The sequence below is a fragment of the Bacillus sp. CGMCC 1.60114 genome, from assembly GCF_042676365.1.
Lineage (GTDB): Bacteria > Bacillota > Bacilli > Bacillales > Bacillaceae_G > Bacillus_A > Bacillus_A rhizoplanae_A.
The window spans coordinates 23,630-41,777 of sequence record NZ_JBHTHG010000073.1 but is presented as its reverse complement, the minus strand read 5'-3'; the positions used below and the strand labels follow the sequence as shown (position 1 = coordinate 41,777).

At 34.5% G+C, this 18,148-nt stretch carries 21 protein-coding genes and 1 pseudogene; 10 read left to right on the top strand and 12 right to left on the bottom strand.

Annotated features, from left to right (window positions below):
• Window positions 1–41: 41 nt before the first annotated feature.
• From abc-f to ACFQZ1_RS11395, 3 genes are all read right to left on the bottom strand, one after another.
• The gene (gene abc-f, locus ACFQZ1_RS11405; protein WP_377882302.1) at window positions 42–1,925 is read right to left on the bottom strand and encodes a ribosomal protection-like ABC-F family protein; all 1,884 of its coding nucleotides are present in this window, start codon (window positions 1,923–1,925) and stop codon (window positions 42–44) included.
• A 132-nt stretch (window positions 1,926–2,057) separates the two neighbouring features.
• The gene (locus ACFQZ1_RS11400) at window positions 2,058–2,192 is read right to left on the bottom strand and encodes an RAxF-45 family protein (protein ID WP_377882329.1); all 135 of its coding nucleotides are present in this window, start codon (window positions 2,190–2,192) and stop codon (window positions 2,058–2,060) included.
• Between the two features lie 342 nt (window positions 2,193–2,534).
• The gene (locus ACFQZ1_RS11395; protein WP_377882301.1) at window positions 2,535–2,696 is read right to left on the bottom strand and encodes a hypothetical protein; all 162 of its coding nucleotides are present in this window, start codon (window positions 2,694–2,696) and stop codon (window positions 2,535–2,537) included.
• 92 nt (window positions 2,697–2,788) lie between these two features.
• Here ACFQZ1_RS11395 and ACFQZ1_RS11390 point away from each other — a divergent pair, with 92 nt between their 5' ends.
• On the top strand, window positions 2,789–3,094 hold the full coding sequence (locus tag ACFQZ1_RS11390; RefSeq protein WP_336484512.1) for a YciI family protein: 306 nt from the start codon (window positions 2,789–2,791) through the stop codon (window positions 3,092–3,094).
• A 34-nt stretch (window positions 3,095–3,128) separates the two neighbouring features.
• Entirely contained in the window at window positions 3,129–3,896 is a 768-nt protein-coding gene (locus ACFQZ1_RS11385; RefSeq protein ID WP_377882300.1) for a DUF4931 domain-containing protein, read from the top strand.
• A gap of 18 nt (window positions 3,897–3,914) precedes the next feature.
• Here ACFQZ1_RS11385 and ACFQZ1_RS11380 read toward each other — a convergent pair whose 3' ends face one another.
• The 4 genes from ACFQZ1_RS11380 to ACFQZ1_RS11365 form a co-directional block, all read right to left on the bottom strand.
• Window positions 3,915–4,448 carry a transglycosylase SLT domain-containing protein gene (locus ACFQZ1_RS11380; protein ID WP_377882299.1) on the bottom strand — a complete coding sequence of 178 codons (534 nt, stop codon included), beginning with the start codon at window positions 4,446–4,448 and terminating at the stop codon, window positions 3,915–3,917.
• Between the two features lie 163 nt (window positions 4,449–4,611).
• The gene (locus ACFQZ1_RS11375; RefSeq protein WP_377882298.1) at window positions 4,612–5,370 is read right to left on the bottom strand and encodes a TatD family hydrolase; all 759 of its coding nucleotides are present in this window, start codon (window positions 5,368–5,370) and stop codon (window positions 4,612–4,614) included.
• Between the two features lie 762 nt (window positions 5,371–6,132).
• Window positions 6,133–6,741 (bottom strand): lysophospholipid acyltransferase family protein, encoded by a 609-nt coding sequence (locus tag ACFQZ1_RS11370; protein ID WP_377882297.1) that lies wholly within the window; start codon window positions 6,739–6,741, stop codon window positions 6,133–6,135.
• Window positions 6,742–6,969: 228 nt separating this feature from the next.
• Window positions 6,970–7,899, bottom strand: a complete 930-nt coding sequence (locus tag ACFQZ1_RS11365) for a substrate-binding domain-containing protein (RefSeq protein ID WP_377882296.1) — start codon at window positions 7,897–7,899, stop codon at window positions 6,970–6,972.
• A gap of 164 nt (window positions 7,900–8,063) precedes the next feature.
• On the opposite strand from ACFQZ1_RS11365, the gene modA reads away from it, so the two are divergent.
• Complete coding sequence (modA, locus tag ACFQZ1_RS11360) at window positions 8,064–8,867, top strand: molybdate ABC transporter substrate-binding protein (protein WP_377882294.1); 804 nt, start codon at window positions 8,064–8,066, stop codon at window positions 8,865–8,867.
• 5 nt (window positions 8,868–8,872) lie between these two features.
• A complete protein-coding gene (modB, locus tag ACFQZ1_RS11355; RefSeq protein ID WP_377882293.1) occupies window positions 8,873–9,547 on the top strand; it encodes a molybdate ABC transporter permease subunit in 675 nt (224 codons plus the stop codon).
• 147 nt (window positions 9,548–9,694) lie between these two features.
• Here the strand turns inward: modB and ACFQZ1_RS11350 are convergent, their stop codons facing one another.
• The gene (locus tag ACFQZ1_RS11350) at window positions 9,695–9,817 is read right to left on the bottom strand and encodes a hypothetical protein (protein WP_377882292.1); all 123 of its coding nucleotides are present in this window, start codon (window positions 9,815–9,817) and stop codon (window positions 9,695–9,697) included.
• 391 nt (window positions 9,818–10,208) lie between these two features.
• On the opposite strand from ACFQZ1_RS11350, the gene ACFQZ1_RS11345 reads away from it, so the two are divergent.
• The 5 genes from ACFQZ1_RS11345 (at window position 10,209) to ACFQZ1_RS11325 (ending at window position 15,636) form a co-directional block, all read left to right on the top strand.
• Window positions 10,209–11,060 carry a GRP family sugar transporter gene (locus ACFQZ1_RS11345; protein ID WP_377882291.1) on the top strand — a complete coding sequence of 284 codons (852 nt, stop codon included), beginning with the start codon at window positions 10,209–10,211 and terminating at the stop codon, window positions 11,058–11,060.
• A 136-nt stretch (window positions 11,061–11,196) separates the two neighbouring features.
• A complete protein-coding gene (proC, locus tag ACFQZ1_RS11340) occupies window positions 11,197–12,000 on the top strand; it encodes a pyrroline-5-carboxylate reductase (protein WP_377882290.1) in 804 nt (267 codons plus the stop codon).
• 1 nt (window position 12,001) lies between these two features.
• Complete coding sequence (locus ACFQZ1_RS11335; protein ID WP_377882289.1) at window positions 12,002–12,835, top strand: aldo/keto reductase; 834 nt, start codon at window positions 12,002–12,004, stop codon at window positions 12,833–12,835.
• A 200-nt stretch (window positions 12,836–13,035) separates the two neighbouring features.
• Complete coding sequence (locus ACFQZ1_RS11330; RefSeq protein ID WP_377882288.1) at window positions 13,036–13,497, top strand: YusW family protein; 462 nt, start codon at window positions 13,036–13,038, stop codon at window positions 13,495–13,497.
• Window positions 13,498–13,809: 312 nt separating this feature from the next.
• Entirely contained in the window at window positions 13,810–15,636 is a 1,827-nt protein-coding gene (locus ACFQZ1_RS11325; RefSeq protein ID WP_377882287.1) for a glucosaminidase domain-containing protein, read from the top strand.
• 85 nt (window positions 15,637–15,721) lie between these two features.
• Here ACFQZ1_RS11325 and ACFQZ1_RS11320 read toward each other — a convergent pair whose 3' ends face one another.
• The 3 genes from ACFQZ1_RS11320 to ACFQZ1_RS11310 all read right to left on the bottom strand — a co-directional run bounded on the left by ACFQZ1_RS11320 (window position 15,722) and on the right by ACFQZ1_RS11310 (window position 16,994).
• Window positions 15,722–15,946, bottom strand: coding sequence for a hypothetical protein (locus ACFQZ1_RS11320; protein WP_377882286.1), 225 nt, complete (start codon window positions 15,944–15,946; stop codon window positions 15,722–15,724).
• A gap of 1 nt (window position 15,947) precedes the next feature.
• On the bottom strand, window positions 15,948–16,271 hold the full coding sequence (locus ACFQZ1_RS11315; protein ID WP_377882285.1) for a YbjQ family protein: 324 nt from the start codon (window positions 16,269–16,271) through the stop codon (window positions 15,948–15,950).
• Window positions 16,272–16,469: 198 nt separating this feature from the next.
• On the bottom strand, window positions 16,470–16,994 hold the full coding sequence (locus ACFQZ1_RS11310; protein WP_377882283.1) for a hypothetical protein: 525 nt from the start codon (window positions 16,992–16,994) through the stop codon (window positions 16,470–16,472).
• Window positions 16,995–17,232: 238 nt separating this feature from the next.
• On the opposite strand from ACFQZ1_RS11310, the pseudogene ACFQZ1_RS11305 reads away from it, so the two are divergent.
• Window positions 17,233–17,331 (top strand): annotated as a pseudogene (locus tag ACFQZ1_RS11305) (glycosyltransferase); the annotation flags it as partial.
• A 76-nt stretch (window positions 17,332–17,407) separates the two neighbouring features.
• Here the strand turns inward: ACFQZ1_RS11305 and ACFQZ1_RS11300 are convergent.
• Window positions 17,408–18,031: a hypothetical protein gene (locus tag ACFQZ1_RS11300; RefSeq protein ID WP_377882282.1), complete on the bottom strand. Its 624-nt coding sequence runs from the start codon at window positions 18,029–18,031 to the stop codon at window positions 17,408–17,410.
• Window positions 18,032–18,148 lie beyond the last annotated feature (117 nt).

Here is an 18,148-nt window from a genome sequence, read left to right as displayed (position 1 = left end):
TGAATATACATGATCTAAAAAAGCTGGCATACACCAGCTTTTTAATTCTTCATATCCATACTATTCTCTAAATCCTCATATAACTTTGTTCTTAATAATTCTTTTTGCTCTTTTTCTTTATATAGTTTCTCCAATTCTAAAACATTTTTAGTTTCAACCATTTTGCATTCTAACTCGTATATACTTTGCTCCACATTCATAAGCTGTTCTTCCAAATTTATAATGTCTTTATCTATAGGTATTTGTTTTGACACAGCTACTATTTTTTCCTTTTGTACAACAGTTTGTTGTTCTTTTTCTCTGCTCTCTTGCCACTTTTCACGTGCCCAAGCATAATTCCCAGCAAATCCATACACTGTTTGATTATCAATCCAATACGTTTTCGCAAACAATTTATTTAAGAAATAACGGTCATGGGATACAGCCAGAATGGTTCCATTATAATGCTCAAGCGCTTCTTCTAATACTTCTCTCGATTCAATATCAAGATGGTTTGTCGGTTCATCGAGTACAAGAAAATTAATATCTTGATGCATGAGCTGTGCCAATCGTAAACGCATTCGCTCACCCCCGCTTAATTGATTCACCTTTTTAAATACAGCTGGTCCGTAGAATAAAAAGCGAGCAAGTATATGGCGGGCTTCTCCTTCTGTTACTGCTACCTGTTCTCTGAACATTTCTAATACCGTTTGTTTACCGTTAACGATCATATGTTGAGACAAATAACCTAGCTTTACTCCACTCCCAATACGAATTTCACCTACATCTGGATTTATTTCTTGTAGTAATAAATTCAATAATGTTGTCTTTCCTGTACCATTACGCCCAACAATCGCAACGCGCTCTTGAAAACGAACATGTAATTCTACATTTTGAAATAAGATGCGTTCACCAAAATTCTTTCCGACTTCTTTCATGATAACAACATCTTTCCCGCTGCGTTCTTGTCCTTCAAACTGAAGCCCCATTTGCTTATGCTCTAAGACAGGCTTCTTCAATTTTTCCATACGCTCTAAAGCACGTTCCATATTGCGGGCGCGTTTATGCAATCCTTCATTAGGCGGATTCGCTTGATTAGCCCACTCCCTAAGTCTCTTGATTGCCTCTTTCATTTTCTTTATTTTCTTTTGCTGCTCTTGATACGCTTGGAACTCTTGCAGTAATCTTTCTTCTTTCTCCTTTACAAACTGTGAATAGTTCGTATGATATACATGCAATTCCCCATCTTCTAAATCAAAAATCTTCGTTACGACTTCATCTAAGAAATAACGGTCATGTGAAATCACAACGACTGTCCCATTGTATTCCTTTAAAAATTGCTCAAGCCATTCCACCGCGAATAAATCTAAATGATTTGTTGGTTCATCGAGAAATAGTAAGTCTGGCTTCTTTAGGAGCATATAAGCCAAGCTCACTTTCGTCTGTTCACCACCGCTTAGCTCTATAAAACTTCGCGGAAATAATTCTGTTATTTGCAGTCCATTAGCGACTTTCATGATATTCGCTTCGATCTCATAACCACCTAAAAAGGAAAACTGCTCCTGTATTTCTCCGTACTCCGTCATCATTTTTTCCGTAACACTCGCCTCATGTTCTTCTGCCATTTTCTGCTCAAGCTCCCGCATTCTCCTTTCTAATACTTGCTCTTTCTCAAATGCAGAACTTAATACATCATATACAGTCATTCCTTCAGTAAACTTCGGAATTTGAGCAACATGACCAATACGCGTACCTTTCTTCATATGGATCGCACCGCCATCCACATGTTCCATTCCCGTTAACAGTTGAAAAATTGTTGTTTTACCACTGCCGTTACGACCAACTAAACCAATTCGGTCGCCTTCCTTTATCTCAAACGATATATTTTCAAATATGATATTTCCACCAAATGTCTTCGCCATATTGTTTACACTACAAATCATCATCTTTTCCGTACTCCTTTCAACGTAAAAAAGCCATGAGTAAAGAACCTTACCCACGGCTTTTATTTCAAAATAGAAAAGGGAACCACCATAGTTCCCTTTTCACACGTTTCTATAAAATGGGTGAAGAGACCTCTATCGTTCAATAGTTGTTATGAAATTGCTAAAAAAGGGCATACGTATCCCGTTAGCAACTACACGATGACAAATTGCACGACAAATGTAGATAAAATCTAAAAATTGCGTGCGTACAACTATAGAACGATTCATCTCTTTCACCTCTTTCGTACGGAATTTTATACTTACCATTTTATTATACTCTCCTAAAATACGTTTGGATAGTCATTTTTCTGAAAATAATGTAAATAGACACATTCATACATAAAAGACAGCTGTGGTTCAGAAATAAAAGGAGGTCTAGCACATGATGGATATTGTAAAAACTGTTATTCAAATTTTAGTTGATGCAAAACCAATTGTTGATGAAATTAACAATTCATGAAAAGACGACGAAAAAAGTAAAGACGAGATATCCTAAATTAGGCAGGGTATCTCGTCTTTGTTTTGCTCTACCGCAAATTGCTGTTATACAATTTTTTTATAATATGCGTGCTACTCCATCAGTTCCTCATGCGTACCTTCACCTGTAATATGCCCATCCTCTACTACAAGAATTTGATCCGCTTGTAGTATTGTCGATAAGCAATATGCGATGACAAACATTATTTTATTGGAAACGACACATTTCTTTCTTCTTTCATATGATAGCTCCATTTTCCAATTCTCCCCTAATCCCACTATAAAGGATTTAAAATGACTTTTCACGAATATGTACTAGTTGGAATATGGCAAATAGGGGGAGAAATATGTTTTTAACAATGGTAAATTATATCCAACCACTTGAGGTTGTGGAGCATTATCTGGAGGAGCATATTCAATTTTTAGATAAGTACTACGATCTAAACAAGTTTATATTTTCAGGGCGCCGTAACCCTCGCGTTGGTGGAATCATTTTAATGAATGCTGTATCTGAACAAGAGGTAGAAACAATTATTGCAGAAGATCCTTTTTATATTCATAACATTGCTCGTTATGAAATTATTGAATTTACACCAACAAAATACGCAGACCCTTTTCAAATATTTATTAACGATACGCCAAATATAGGATAATTTTTCATATACATACGGTTACAGGGGGAGAAAAATGGAGACACAACAACAGCTATTCTTTTTAAATCAGATTGGACAACAAAAGCCAAACAGCATGCAAAATAAAGAAACAGCTTGCCCATTTTGCGATCAAACACAACTAAGCAATATTTTAGAAACGGATGAAACAATTATTTGGCTAAAAAATAAATATCCGACATTACAAAATACATTACAAACAGTCATTATCGAAACTGATAATTGTCACGATCATATTGCAACCTATACACAAAAGCATATGCGCAAGCTTATACGATTTTCAGTTAAGCGCTGGTTATCATTAGAAGAAAGCGGAAGATTCCAATCTGCCATTTTATATAAAAACCATGGACCTTTATCAGGGGGAACAATCCACCATGCACATATGCAAATTATTGGTATGGAACAAGTCGACTATCGACAAAATGTAAGAACAGAACATTTCGAAGGAATCCTTGTAAGCAAGGAATACGGAATTGAACTAAATATTTCTACTCATCCAATTATCGGTTTTACAGAGTTTAACATTATAATAGAAAATATGAATCAAATTGATCTGATGGCCGATTATATTCAAAAAACCGTACGCTACGTATTACACGATTTTCATAAACGGTGTAATAGTTATAACATATTCTTTTATAGCTTGTATGGAAGAATTATATGTAAAATTGTTCCCCGATTTGTCGTTTCACCGTTATACGTTGGCTACAACATCCCTCAAGTTTCTACACAATTACAGGGAGTAAAAGAACAGTTGAGGAGATATTTTATAGAAAAATAGAGTAGGTCATCATACAACCTACTCTTTCATAACACCTTTATTTTTATAATACACGTCCTCTAACCCGATATTGTAATTCATATTTTTATCCGTCCACTCTGTTCCAAGATTACCAGGCCAGCCGGATGTGTTCGCTATATATTTTAGTAACTCAAATTCTGTTAAACCTTTCTGTACACCTCTTTTATACCCTTTTGCCAAATGAGGCATGGCAATTTGAGCATTTGTTCGCGGATCTTTTAATTGTTCATCCGTTACATGCTCAGGAGCAATTCCACCACCGCGATGCAATTGAAATAGCCCAAATGATGTTCCATGATCGCCAACAGCTCTTGGATTTAGACGACTCTCATGCTCGGCAATTGTAAGAGGTATCCATTCTGGGAGATTATAATTCTTAGCCTCTTCGCTAATAATTTGTTTCATCTGTTTTGCTTCTTCTGAATCAACATAACTTGGTTGATTTATAGCTCTTTCTATTCCTTTTGATTCGCCCCGAAAAAACATATACACTCCCACAACAATTAAGAACCCTATAAAGAACTTCTTCACGTATCTTACCTCTTCTTTCGCTGAAATTTATCCCCTTTCAGCCTTATACATATACAATTACTTCATTTCTATCATACCAAGAATATTCAACACCGCCATCCTTCTTCAGTCTGATTTTGCGATGCAGAAGATACGAAACATACATAAAAAAGTAATATTTCTATTATATTTTATAAAATTGAACTGTATTTTTATAAATAGTTTCCGCTGCATCTTCAAGTGCTAATCCTTTTACTTCACTTACACTCTTTAACACTTGCAAAATCATATGAGGATGCGTCATTTCGTCATTAAACTTCCACGGCCCATCCGTTTCTACCATAAGATGCGATAACGGATAAAAAGCAACAATATCTTTAATTTTTTCTTTATATACAATGTCAGGTGTAATAGAGATAGAATACCCATTCTCTATCATTCTCTCCATCGTTTGTTGACTCCCCTTAAACCAATGAAAGTGAGCTCGGCGTATTTGATAAGATTCAAGTAAATCACAAACAACCTCTGCGTCGGAATACACAGCGTGTAATACAATTGGCAAATCATATTTCCGAGCCAAATATATGAACCTTTCTAGTATTTCAATATACGGTTTCAATAACAAGTTGGGATTTTCTTGTCGTAAATAGTAAGGTAAACCAACTTCTCCAACCGCTACAATGTTATGTGCTTCTTTTTCAATTAGTCGATAAATTTTTTCACATTGTTTGAAATCAATGTCTTGCTCAGGATGATACCCAATAGCTGGATATATAAACGAATAGTTCTTCGCTAACTCCAACGTTTGTTGACAAGAATGATAATTCATCGACACAGCAATCATTGCTGCTATTTCCTTTGCCCTTTGTATATCTTCAATTAACTGAAATTGCTCTTCTTTTTTATATTGATCCAAGTGTATATGACTATCAATCCATCTCATTTCTATCACCTCTTTCTTGTATTTTAATATAATTTTCTAGAGTTCTAAAAGATATATATAATAAAAAAACAAGAAGGCTGTCCTTCTTGTTCGTCTATCTATTAAACAATGAAATTGGTAATCACATCAAAAATCCCAATACATACAATCGCAACACCAAAGTAGCTAAAACAATCTACAAACGGAAACTTAACTACTTCTTCTTTTTGCATCCCTCTTATCTCCCTTCTATAATCTCCCTAACTTCTGTATTTCATTATGAGCGAAATATGACAAAAGAGCCATCGAATTTACTTACGTTAACCTTACATTTTTGTAAGGTTTAAAAAAAATAGCCCCATCTCTCTTGAGATGAGGCTTACAGTTAGTTGGTTGTTAATCCTTTTCATCACATCATTGCTTCAGACAGAAAGACATATTTCATTCTTTCTGTCTTTATTGTAAGTAATACTACCAAGTACAACCATCGAATTACATTACACGTACCTTACAAAAATGTAATGCTGCTGTAAGCTAATTCGATAGTTATAACTCCTCCTATTTCGTACAATTAAGTCAGAAACAGGGCATCTAAAAACTGTTTTTACCATATTAAACAAGTAAGGAGAGATTCTAATGGACTCGCTAACAGTGCGGCTCTTCTTACAGCATTAATTTATACTACCGCAATGAGTCTTGTATAATTTTGTGTTCCCCTTTCCCCTTATATAGATAAAAGCGAAAAGACGACCTACTATGCCAGGTCGTCTTTTCCCATTTCCCTTATGCTATTTTACCCTCTTGCAACGCTTCTTTTAACTGTGTAAACGTCTCATTTAATTTTTCTGTCATTAGTTGCATCACTTCTTTACGATCCATCTGCGATGCTTGCTCCACTTTAATCGGATCACCAAAAATTAACTGCGCCCTTTTTCCACGAAACAAGTCTTTTAAATTATTAGGCCCAATGTATGCAGCTGGAACTAACGGAACATTAGAGCGAAGGGCAATCGTAACAGCGCCAGCTTTCAGTGAGGTCGCTTCTGCAGATCTCGTTCCGCTCGGAAAGATCCCAACAACTTTTCCTTCTTTTAATAATCTAGATGGAATTTTCAGTGTACTTGGTCCTGGATTTTCACGATCAACCGGGAAAGCATTTACATTCTTAAAAAACCAATTCCCAAATTTACTTTGAAACAATTCTTTTTTCGCCATGTAATGAATTTTCGTTGGTAAGATTCCCGTTGCTAACATTACAACATCCATCCAGCTTGTATGTGTACAAGCTACAACATACGCTCCATCTTGCGGTAATTTTTCTTTTCCATATACTTCTACTTTTCCGAAAGTTTTAAATATATATTTCAACGACCTTGTAATGAATGTATACATTCGATCTGTTCCTTTCTACAATTCAATTTTTTTATAACTGTATTTACTTTTAATTATAACACTAAGTATTAATAGTTAGTAATAAAAATAAGTGACAAATTTTAAAATGTTATCCATAATTCCTTACGAACAACGAAATCTTATCCCCCGATTCTTATGCTAGAACAAAAAAATATCCCTTAATATACATATAAAAAGAGCTGCTTGTAGGATGACAAGCAGCTCTTTTTAATTTGTTTCATACATAATTTCACCTGTTTTACTTATATCATAACCACCAATAGCACGCAGTTCATTTTGAAGTTCGGAAGACTGTAATACTTCTTTTACTGTTTCAATCAACGCATTATTTTCTTCTGTTTTTAAAATCACTAAATCATAACGTTCTTGTATAAGTGGAACAAAATCTACATTTACAATTCGCGCTACCTTTTCTGCCCCTATCCCTACATCCGCTTTTCCATTCGCTACTTGAGAAGCAACGCCAATATGGTTTGACTCTTCCCAGTCATACCCGACAATACTCTTTTTAGATATTCCATTTATGCGCAGTTGTTCATCAACAAGAACACGAATACCAGATCCTCTTTCCCTATTTACAAATTGAATGGATGCATCACATAAATCATGCAATGTCTTTATACATTTCGGATTTCCTTTTTGCACATAAAAACCGGATGTTCTTGATAATAAATTCATAACAATACAAGGTTGTCCAACTAAAATTCGTTTCACATACGGAATGTTGTATTCTCCTGTATCCCCATCGAACAAATGGAGACTCACAATATCTCCTTTTCCTTGATACATTTGAATTAAACTTGCTAAGCTCCCTTGATATGCCCTTAGTATATTAGGAGCTTTCAAATGATTTTCTAGATGTTTGGTTAACATATCTAGAGATAAATCTTGCCCGCTAATAATACAAGAATGGGATTTGTTTGTTTGATTTATTCCCTGTATAGATGATGAATCAGCTTGTATCTTCCCTGTTTTCATTTCTGTAATATATCGCTCTAAATCACTTGCATCAATACGCATTTGCCGACCAACTCGATAAGAGGGCAAATCACCTTTTTTTATTAAATCATACACTGTTAATTTCGATACTTTTAATCGTTTCGCTACCTCTTCTGTTGTGTAGGAATGATGATCCATAAACCGATTCCTCTCTTTCTGCCTTCATTGTAACAAAAATAACAGTTTTTCTTCTATTTATTTTTACTATCGTGAGAAAAATCACAACATATCTAATTATAACTATTTATAATTAAATATAATTAGTTATAATTAGAAGGGGATAAAAGAAGGGAGAAATAAAGATGAACAAGCACATATTTCGTTTTATTTGCAGTATTTTATCCGTACTACTTCTCGTAATAAGTGCCGGATGTACAAGCACAAATAAACAAGAAAAAACTACTCCTAAAGAAGAAAACATTGAACTTACCATTTCTGCTGCAGCTAGTTTACAAGACGCACTAAAAGACATTCAAACACAATATGAAAAAAAGGAACCAAATGTAAAGCTTTCATTTAACTTTGGAAGTTCCGGTGCTCTTCAACAACAAATAGAACAAGGAGCTCCTGCTGATTTATTCTTCTCTGCCGCAGAAGATAAATTCCAAACTCTTGTAAGCAAAGAAATCATTGATCAAAAAGAAGGAAAAAATCTGCTCGGCAATGAGTTAGTATTAATTGTTCCAAAAGATAGTAACATAAAAGATTTTCAAGCTTTAAAAGAAGATCAAGTGAAGAAAATTGCATTAGGTACACCTGAATCTGTTCCGGCAGGTAAATACGCAAAAGATGCTCTTACCCATTTAAACCTTTGGAACAATCTCCAAAATAAAATAGTATACACAAAAGATGTACGCCAAGTATTAACATACGTAGAAACAGGAAGTGTTGATGCAGGAATTGTTTATAAAACGGATGCCCTTATTTCTAAGAAAGTAAACATCGCTAACACGGCACCAACAAATTCACACGAACCCATCCACTATCCACTAGGCATTATAAAAGCAACGAAACATAAAAAAGAGGCAACTGCTTTTTATGAATATTTACAGTCTAAAGATGCTATAGAGATTTTTAAAAAATATGGTTTTACAGTGCTGCAGTAGTCATTATGGTATTTGATGCATTTTGGTCACCTATCATTCTTTCACTAAAAGTCGCTGCGTTTGCTACTATAATCGTGATGGTGTTCGGAACAATTATTGGACGTGTTCTAGCTCGTTCGTCAAAACGCTATAAAGTTTTATTAGAAACATTTTTCCTATTGCCAATGGTACTCCCGCCTACTGTAATTGGATTTTTTCTTATTATTATCTTTGGAAAAAACAGTCCAATTGGCCAGTGGACAGAAGCTTTGTTTCAACAGTCTATCATGTTTACATCTTGGGCTGCTGTTATCGCTTCAGCTGTGGTTGCATTTCCACTTATGTACCAATCGGCAAAAACAGGGTTTATCATTGCTAATGAACAAATTGAAGATGGAGCCAGAGACCTCGGGGCAAATGAAATACAAGTGTTCTTGCATGTAACATTACCACTTGCTTTCCCTTCTCTACTTAGCGGAATGATTTTAAGTTTTATACGCGCTCTAGGAGAATTTGGTGCAACACTTATGTTTGCCGGAAACATTCCCGGTAAAACACAAACAATTCCAACGGCTATTTATATGGCAATTGACGGAAGCAATATGTCACTTGCATGGGCACTTGTTCTCACAACTGTTGGTATGTCACTTATCTTTTTATTGCTCATTCAGCTTATAAACAAAAGAATAACATCTTACTAACAGCAGCTTTCGACAAAGCTGCTCTTTTTTTTGATTATTTCCCGCGAAATGAGATGAAAAGGCGATTTCCTTGTAGAATTATAGAAGAAAAGGAGAGATTTCATGTTTAATCAAACACTTTGTTTTATAAGAAAAGATGATGAAATATTAATGCTCAATCGACAGAAAGCACCGCTGCAAGGCCTTTGCAATCCCTTCAACATGACTTTCATCTGCTCGTATAACTTGAATCTTATTCATTCTTTCCTCTTGAATTGCACGAGCGTTCAAAGCTTACACCTCTTCTATGTTTCTAACTATACCAGACTTAATATTACAAACCACAAAAACCAATTTATTACAATTATTATACCTGTCCTTATCTTCGTAAAGTATTACAATTTTCGCATTCATAAAAATATACATTCTATTTGAATTTACTTTCTAAACAAGATACTTTCCTGTTATTATATGGAGGTGTGAAAAAAGGAATAAATGAAAACGCATAAATTATATTGAAAACGCATTTATATACTGATAGTGCTATTCTTACTTAACAGTGCTACTTCATAAATGTGGAATCACGTTTTAACAATCGGTAATCCTCTACTTCTTAAGTAGGAAATTACCGATTGTTAGAACAGAGCATATTTCATTGATATAACAAGAAAGGAGTCTTGTAATGGACATTTTATTAGCACTTCTTCCTGCATTAGCATGGGGAAATATTTTAATTGTAAGTGTAAAAATGGGCGGCGGCGCATATAGCCAAACAGTAGGTATGACTATTGGAGCTCTATTCTTCGCTACAATCATATATGCATTTACAACACCTGCATTATCTTTAACTATATTAATTGTTGGCTTTATTTCAGGGTTATTCTGGGCTTTAGGACAAGTTAATCAATTAAAAACAGTAGAAAGAATGGGTGTTTCAACAACTGTTACAATTTCAACAGGTATGCAACTTGTAGCTACTACTATCTTTGGAGTTATTGCATTTCATGAATGGGCAACAACTACTACAATTATTCTGGGAACGATTGCAATCCTTTTAATTGTAATTGGTGTTGTTTTTACTTCTTTAGATGATAAAGAAAATGCACAGCCACCTGGACAACTAAAAAAGGGAATAGTTACTCTAATTATTTCTACTTTTGGTTACCTTGTGTATGTAGTCATTATTCGTTGGTACAACGTTGATGGTTGGTCTGCTATTTTACCTCAAGCGGTTGGTATGTTCGTTGGGGCTGTTATACTAACAGCTAAACATAAACCTTTCAATAAATATGCAATTCGTAATATCTTATCTGGTTTATTATGGGGTACAGGTAACTTATTCTTATTCCTTTCTCAACCAAAAGTTGGTGTTGCAACAAGCTTCTCATTATCTCAAACAGGTATTGTGATCTCAACATTTGGTGCGATCCTCTTCTTAGGTGAAAAGAAAACAAAACGCCAAATGGTATTTATCGCACTTGGTAGTGCATTAATTATTGGCGGTGCAGTTCTTCTTGGTATGACAAAATCTTAATTATATATCCTAGTTTCGGAAATGATACTTTCTGAGACTAGGATTTTTTTTATGCGCAAGTCTTTTCTTTTTACAATTATCTTTCATCAATGTTATCGTTTTGTTACTACATTTCCTATAGGAAGGATTAAAGGGTATGCAAAAGAAACAACGAATTTTATTTATTGGTGCCGGACGTATGGCAGAAGCAATATTTACTAGTCTACTTAAGACGAGTAAAGAATATATCGAAGAAATTATTGTATCCAATCGAAGCGATACAGAAAAACTCAAGCAATTAGAGCAACGATATGGCGTATCAACTACAAATGATTGGAAACAGTACATCAAGGTTGTGGATACCATCGTTTTAGCAATGCCACCAGCTGCACATGAACAGTTATTAGCGGAATTATCTCCTCTTCTAACTCATCAGTTTGTAGTGACTGTTGCTGCTGGAATTGGCCCATCTTACTTAGAAGAAAAACTTCCTCAAGGTACACCAGTTGCCTGGATTATGCCCAATACAGCTGCGACGATTGGACAGTCTATCTCCTTATATACGATGGGACATTCCGTAAATGAAGAACAACAAGAAACACTGCAACTGCTTTTAAAAGGCATTGGTACATCACAACTTTGCACAGAAGAAGAAATTCATCAACTAACTGCTATTACTGGCAGTGCACCAGCCTTCCTTTACCACTTTGCTGAAGGTCTAATTGAAGCAACAAAAAGTTATGGAATTAATGAAGCAACAGCAAAACATCTTGTCATTCAAATGATTGCTGGTTCTGCTTCTATGCTCGAGCAAGAACAAAATCCAGCTATGCTGCGTGAACAAGTGACAACGCCAGGTGGCTCAACTGCAGAAGGTTTAAAAGTTTTATATGAGCATAATTTCTCAAAGATCATTCACCAAGCAATTGAAGCAACAAATAAAAAAGCTAGGGGGAATTAAAATGAAATTAGCGAGCCTACAAGATTGCACAACTTTACATAATGGTGTAAAAATGCCATGGTTTGGTTTAGGTGTTTTTAAAGTAGAAGACGGCTCAGAAGTTATTCATTCTGTAAAAACAGCAATTAAAAATGGCTACCGCAGCATCGATACAGCTGCTGTATACAAAAACGAAGACGGTGTTGGGCAAGCCATTCGTGAAAGCAACGTACCTCGTGAAGAACTATTTATTACTTCAAAAGTATGGAATAGCGACCAAGGTTACGAATCTACACTACAAGCATTCGAAACAAGTCTACAAAAGCTTGGCTTAGAGTACTTAGATTTATACTTAGTACATTGGCCTGTAAAAGGTAAATATAAAGAGACCTGGGGAGCATTAGAAAAGCTTTATAAAGACGGTCTTGTTCGTGCTATTGGTGTAAGTAACTTCCAAGTTCACCATTTACAAGACGTATTAGAAGATGCAGAAATTAAACCGATGATCAACCAAGTAGAATATCACCCACGCTTAACACAAGAAGAATTGCATACTTTTTGTAAGGAACATGGGATTCAATTAGAAGCTTGGTCACCATTAATGCAAGGTCAACTTCTTGATCATCCAACTTTACAAGAAATTGCAACAAAATATAATAAATCTACCGCTCAAGTAATTCTGCGTTGGGATCTGCAAAATGAAGTTGTGACAATCCCAAAATCCGTAAAAGAGAATCGCATTATTGAAAATGCAGGCATCTTTGATTTTGAATTAACTACTGAAGATATGAAAGCAATTCAATCTCTAAACGAAAATCATCGTATTGGGCCAGATCCGGATAATTTTAATTTTTAATGCCTATCTTAAAAAACTGAAAATGAAGATTTAACAAAAGAAAGTACAAAAGATGCAGTAATATAAAAAAGGTATCCCCCGAAAGGATACCTTTTTCTTTATGCTTCATTTCCTTATTGTAAAAAAACATTACTTTTTCTTACATAAAAAGATAAAAATTGGAAAACCTTTTATTGAAAACTACTAAGGAGGCATACAAAATGAAAATCTTATTTTCAATTCTTTTAGCATTCATGCTAGTACCTGCAATGACAGGATGTACAACAACAAAACAGGATACAACTACTAATAAGAAAACGACAGAAGGAACAAAAGATGCAGTAAATCAAGATTTAAAATTAAGTTTTAATGAATTCAATTTAAAGGCAACTTATCAAGATACAAAGAAAGACTACGAAACAGAATTTAAACAGAAAAAAGCAACTGACAAACCAGAAGCAAAAGTAGACGATAGTAAAACAAATGAAAGGTTGGCTGGAGATGAAGCAATGAATAAATTGGCTCCACTCTTACAACAGCTTAAATTTGATAAGGACACAAAAGACCAAGATGTCGTTAATCAAGTAGTAGATGTATTCCAACTCGATAAAGATTATCAAAAATTCGACTTAAAAGTTGTTTTTACAGATGGAACGAAAAAAGAATATAAAATGCCAAAATAAAGTGAAACTTCCATCAGTGGGAATGTTCTTCATCCCCCACTGATGGAAAGCTCTCACTAATCGGGTATTTACAGGATAAAAAGCTGACGCTCCAAGTCAGCTTTTTATTTTTCATATTCCTCACTTAACTACTTCATTTTTATATTTACATTTTCCTAGATAGGTATTTTATTATAATTCAAATATAAGATTATTTTAATATTATTCTATTAAATATCTACAATATTGCATTTGTTTTTTCCTCCTTCCTTGTTACAATAGTAGTTAGGTTGATATGAAACTAAAAAACTACTAAAGGAGTATTAGTAAAACATGTTTAAAAAAGTTACAGCAATTATTCTAGCATCTAGTATAATTTCCATTCCTATAACAGGCTTAGCTGAAACAGTAACAACTTACAATAAGGCAACTACAACAAATGAAAATACGATTTCTAAAACACAAACGGGTTGGGTTCAACAAGATGGAAAATGGTATTACTTCAACCCAGATGGTACTTTAAAAAAAGGTTGGTTACAGAATAATAATACCTGGTATTACCTGAATTCAAGCGGGGTAATGCAAACTGGATGGTTATTTGATGGTAGCGCTTGGTATTATTTAAATTCTAGTGGTGCTATGCAAACCGGGTGGCTTCTTGATAAAGGCATCTGGTATTTCTTAAACCCTAATGGAGTAATGAAAACCGGGTGGCTTCTTGATAATAGTAAATGGTACTATCTAAATTCTAACGGATCAATGAAAACCGGATGGTTATTAGACGGAGATAAGAAGTATTATCTTGACCAAAGCGGTGTACTGAAGATTGGTTGGCTTCAAATAGATAATAAATGGTATCATTTTGACAATTCAGGTGCCCTTCAAACTGGACTTGTAACAGTAAACGGAAAAACTTATTATTTCGATAATAATGGCGTAATGAAAACGGGTTGGTTACAAGAAGGTAATAACCGATATTACTTCCAAAATGACGGATCAATGAAAACGGGTTGGCTTCTTGATAATAATAAGTGGTACTACCTCAATTCTAACGGAACGATGAAAACAGGTTGGTTGCAACTAGAGAACACCTGGTACTATTTACAGAATGATGGTGTTATGCAAACCGGTTGGCTTTCGGACGGTAGCGCTTGGTATTATTTAAATTCTAGTGGAGCGATGCAAACTGGGTGGTCATTCATAAATGGAAGCTGGTATTACCTACAAAGCAACGGCGCAATGAAGACTGGATGGCTACAAGAAGGTAATACATGGTACTACTTACAGACAAATGGCATGATGCAAACTGGATTTGCTACAATCAACGGAACGACGTACTATTTTGACAACAGCGGTGCTTGGATTCCTGAAAATGATATTTCTGCTACATCATACATAAATCTTGATTTAACATACGCTTCAAATGTTACTGGAGCAGAAATTGATGCAGATATTAAAAAATATCATCCAGACAGTCCATTAATCGGTCATGGAGATGACTTTGTTGCAGCTCAAGCTAAGCATGGTGTTAATGCTCTTTATTTAGCTGCACACGCTATCTTAGAATCAGGATATGGTCAATCTGAAATTGCATATCGCAAGCATAATCTATTTGGGTTACGTGCTTATGATTCTGATCCATTTAAATATGCGAAATATTTACCAACTTTCGGTGATAGCATTTCTTATAATGCCAATTATGTAAGAGAAAAATATTTAGAAGCAAGCGGACCGTACTTCAATGGTCCAACATTACAAGGTATGAATGTAATGTATGCAACAGACCCAGAATGGTCTACTAAAATCGCACAAATTATGGAACGTATTAAACCTTTCAAAAAGCAAGATTATTTATATGCAAAAAAATTACCGAAAAACCCAAGTACCTTAAACGTGGACGCATTATCTAGTGATATTCCATATAAAGCATACCCACAAGGAACAACAGCAACTGTCAAACTACCTGCTTTCTATTACGTTGTACCATATCCATTTGATGGAGTAATTAGAAGTCAGTCTGTTACAGAAAACTATCAAGGTACATTAACAGCAGGTACACCTGTATTTGTTTATCGAGAAGATCCAAACGGATGGATCGAATTCTCTCTTACAATAACCGGAGAGAAATATTGGGCATTAAAAACTGGATTAAATATGTAAACAAAAACAGCTCTTTTAGCTTTCGTCTAAAAGAGCTGTTTTTATGCATTCACAGTTATTTCTATTAATTTCTTATAGCAATAAACTAACATTTTTTATGAAACCTTTTTCCATTCATTTCGTTATAGTATACTTCATATTTCTCTCTCGTAATTGGATCAAAATATATTTCACCTGTAAACAAATACCCATTTGGTACTTCTGTGCCATGATTATCTTGTAATCTTTTATCTTTTCTTTTAGCAACCATTAAAATAATTAAAAAAATAATTATCTGTACAGAAAAGTATATGAAAATGCCTTTCCACATACTATTCAACCTTTTCTACAATAACAGCTGTACCATATGCTACAATTTCACTCATATTATGACTAAGACTTCCAGAATCAAAACGAACCATAATAATTGCATTTGCCCCCATTGCTGCAGCATTTTCAATCATACGATCTAACGCATATTTCCTTGCATCCTCAAGCATTTCTGTATACTGTGAAATCTCTCCGCCAAATAAACCCTTGATTCCAGCCATAATATCTTTTCCTAAACCTCTTGCCCGTACTGTTAACCCAAACACAGTTCCTAACGTCTTTTTTACTTCATAACCTGGCACACTTTCCGTTGTTACAACAATCATTTTATTCAACTCCTTTAAAAATATTATTATTATCAATAATGATAATAATATATGCAAAGAATGTCAAATATTCTATTATCCCATATCAATTTTTTTACAAAAGAACGCAAAAACCCTTACCTTGATTTCCTCAAATCTCAAGGTAAGGGTTTTACTGCCGTTACATGCAAGGCAAAATAGCTTTGCTTGTAAACAAAGTTATTTCGCTCCCTGCTCTTCTTTTTTATAACGATCATAATAATTAACTGCTGTAGAAAAATGTAATTCAACATCACGAATTAACGCAGAATTTTCTTCTTTCGCTAATTGCGATAATTTTTTCATCGCCTGTTCTGTTTCATTTAAAAAACCTACATACTCCTCGTTTTCTCTTTCTTTTGATTTTGGAACCCGAATTTCTTTACGCACATTCTCAATATCTGCTAAGGTACTTTCTGTTACCTTTTGTACGTCTTCTTTAAACTTCGGAGATTTTAATGTCCCTTGAGATCCTTCTTTAGCTTCTTTCCAAATCTTCATAGCCTGATTTACTTCGTCATTAATTTTTTCCTCATATTGACTATGTACGGAATTATACACTTTCACATCTTCCGGATTGTCTTCTTTATGATTTACTTGTTCTACTTTTTCTTTCGTTTCTTTTTTTGCTTCTTTATTACTAGTACATCCTGTTAATAGTAATGCACTACTAAGCAGAATCGCACCCCAAGCTTTTTGTTTCATTTCAAACTACTCCTTTTATCCGCTGTATTTCTTCTATATATTATATCGATAATGAATAAAAAATTACATGTTTCCATTATCTTTTGTATCTATGACAATTTCTATTTCACAATATTGTCACTTTATCTACACTACTTATACTAAAAACCTATACACCTACCACCATATAACAGACTGAAACATTCTTTTTTTAGAAGTTACAAATAAGGCAGTAGTAAGGATTAAACGGGATTAGAATGCGGATATTATCGCTTTTGATAAAGGTGAAGACCATATTATAAGAATGGCCGACACACTTACAGAAGGCATTATAAAACAATTCCCAAATAAATTTTAAAAACTGATTTATTTCTTTTTAACAAGGTAAAGCCCCTTCAGAATTTTGAAGGGGCTTTACTCTCTGCTATTGTAAGTCAATACTTAAATTGCGGCTCTGTTTGCAGATAATAACCATTTCTCACATGCACTATCCAGTTAGCAAAGAATTCTCTCCATGAAACGCTATTAAAAAATGCGTCTACAGATTGTGTTTCAGAATTCCAGTCTAATATTAAAAATGGAGCATTTCCTAACTGCCAAATTCCTCTTTGAGTATCCGTACCTATTTCTCGAATTAATAATAATGGTAACCCATATTGATAACCCATCGATGGTTCGATTTGTGAAAAAGGAGTGCCTTCCCAAAATGGTGTTTGAGGTTCAAACGCTCCTACATTTGTTTTTAATCCTTGAACAAAAAATCTTTGAAAATTGACCGCTACCAATCCATAGCTAGATAATAACATTCTTCGTATACTTGTTAATGGTGTTTCAGGATATAGATCACTTCGAGGGATTGTACGAGGAAACAGAAGAGCCTGCTCAATTTCTAAAATAAGCCGATCCAAAAATTGCTGTTGCAATTGATTCAGGGTATTTACTGTACTTAAAAATACAGGAATTCGAAAAGCTTGATCCATCGCTTGTTGTAATTTTGTAGAAGTGTAGACACCTTCGTCAGCATTTATATAAGGGCTACTTGTTGCATTTTCTTCCATTAGCACCTCTCCTTTCTTTTTACTAATTACTATATGTAATTCTGGAAAGGAGGATTGGATGACTTTACCCAAAATAACGATCCATTGTATTAAACATTCTTAATAGTAAGCTCTAAA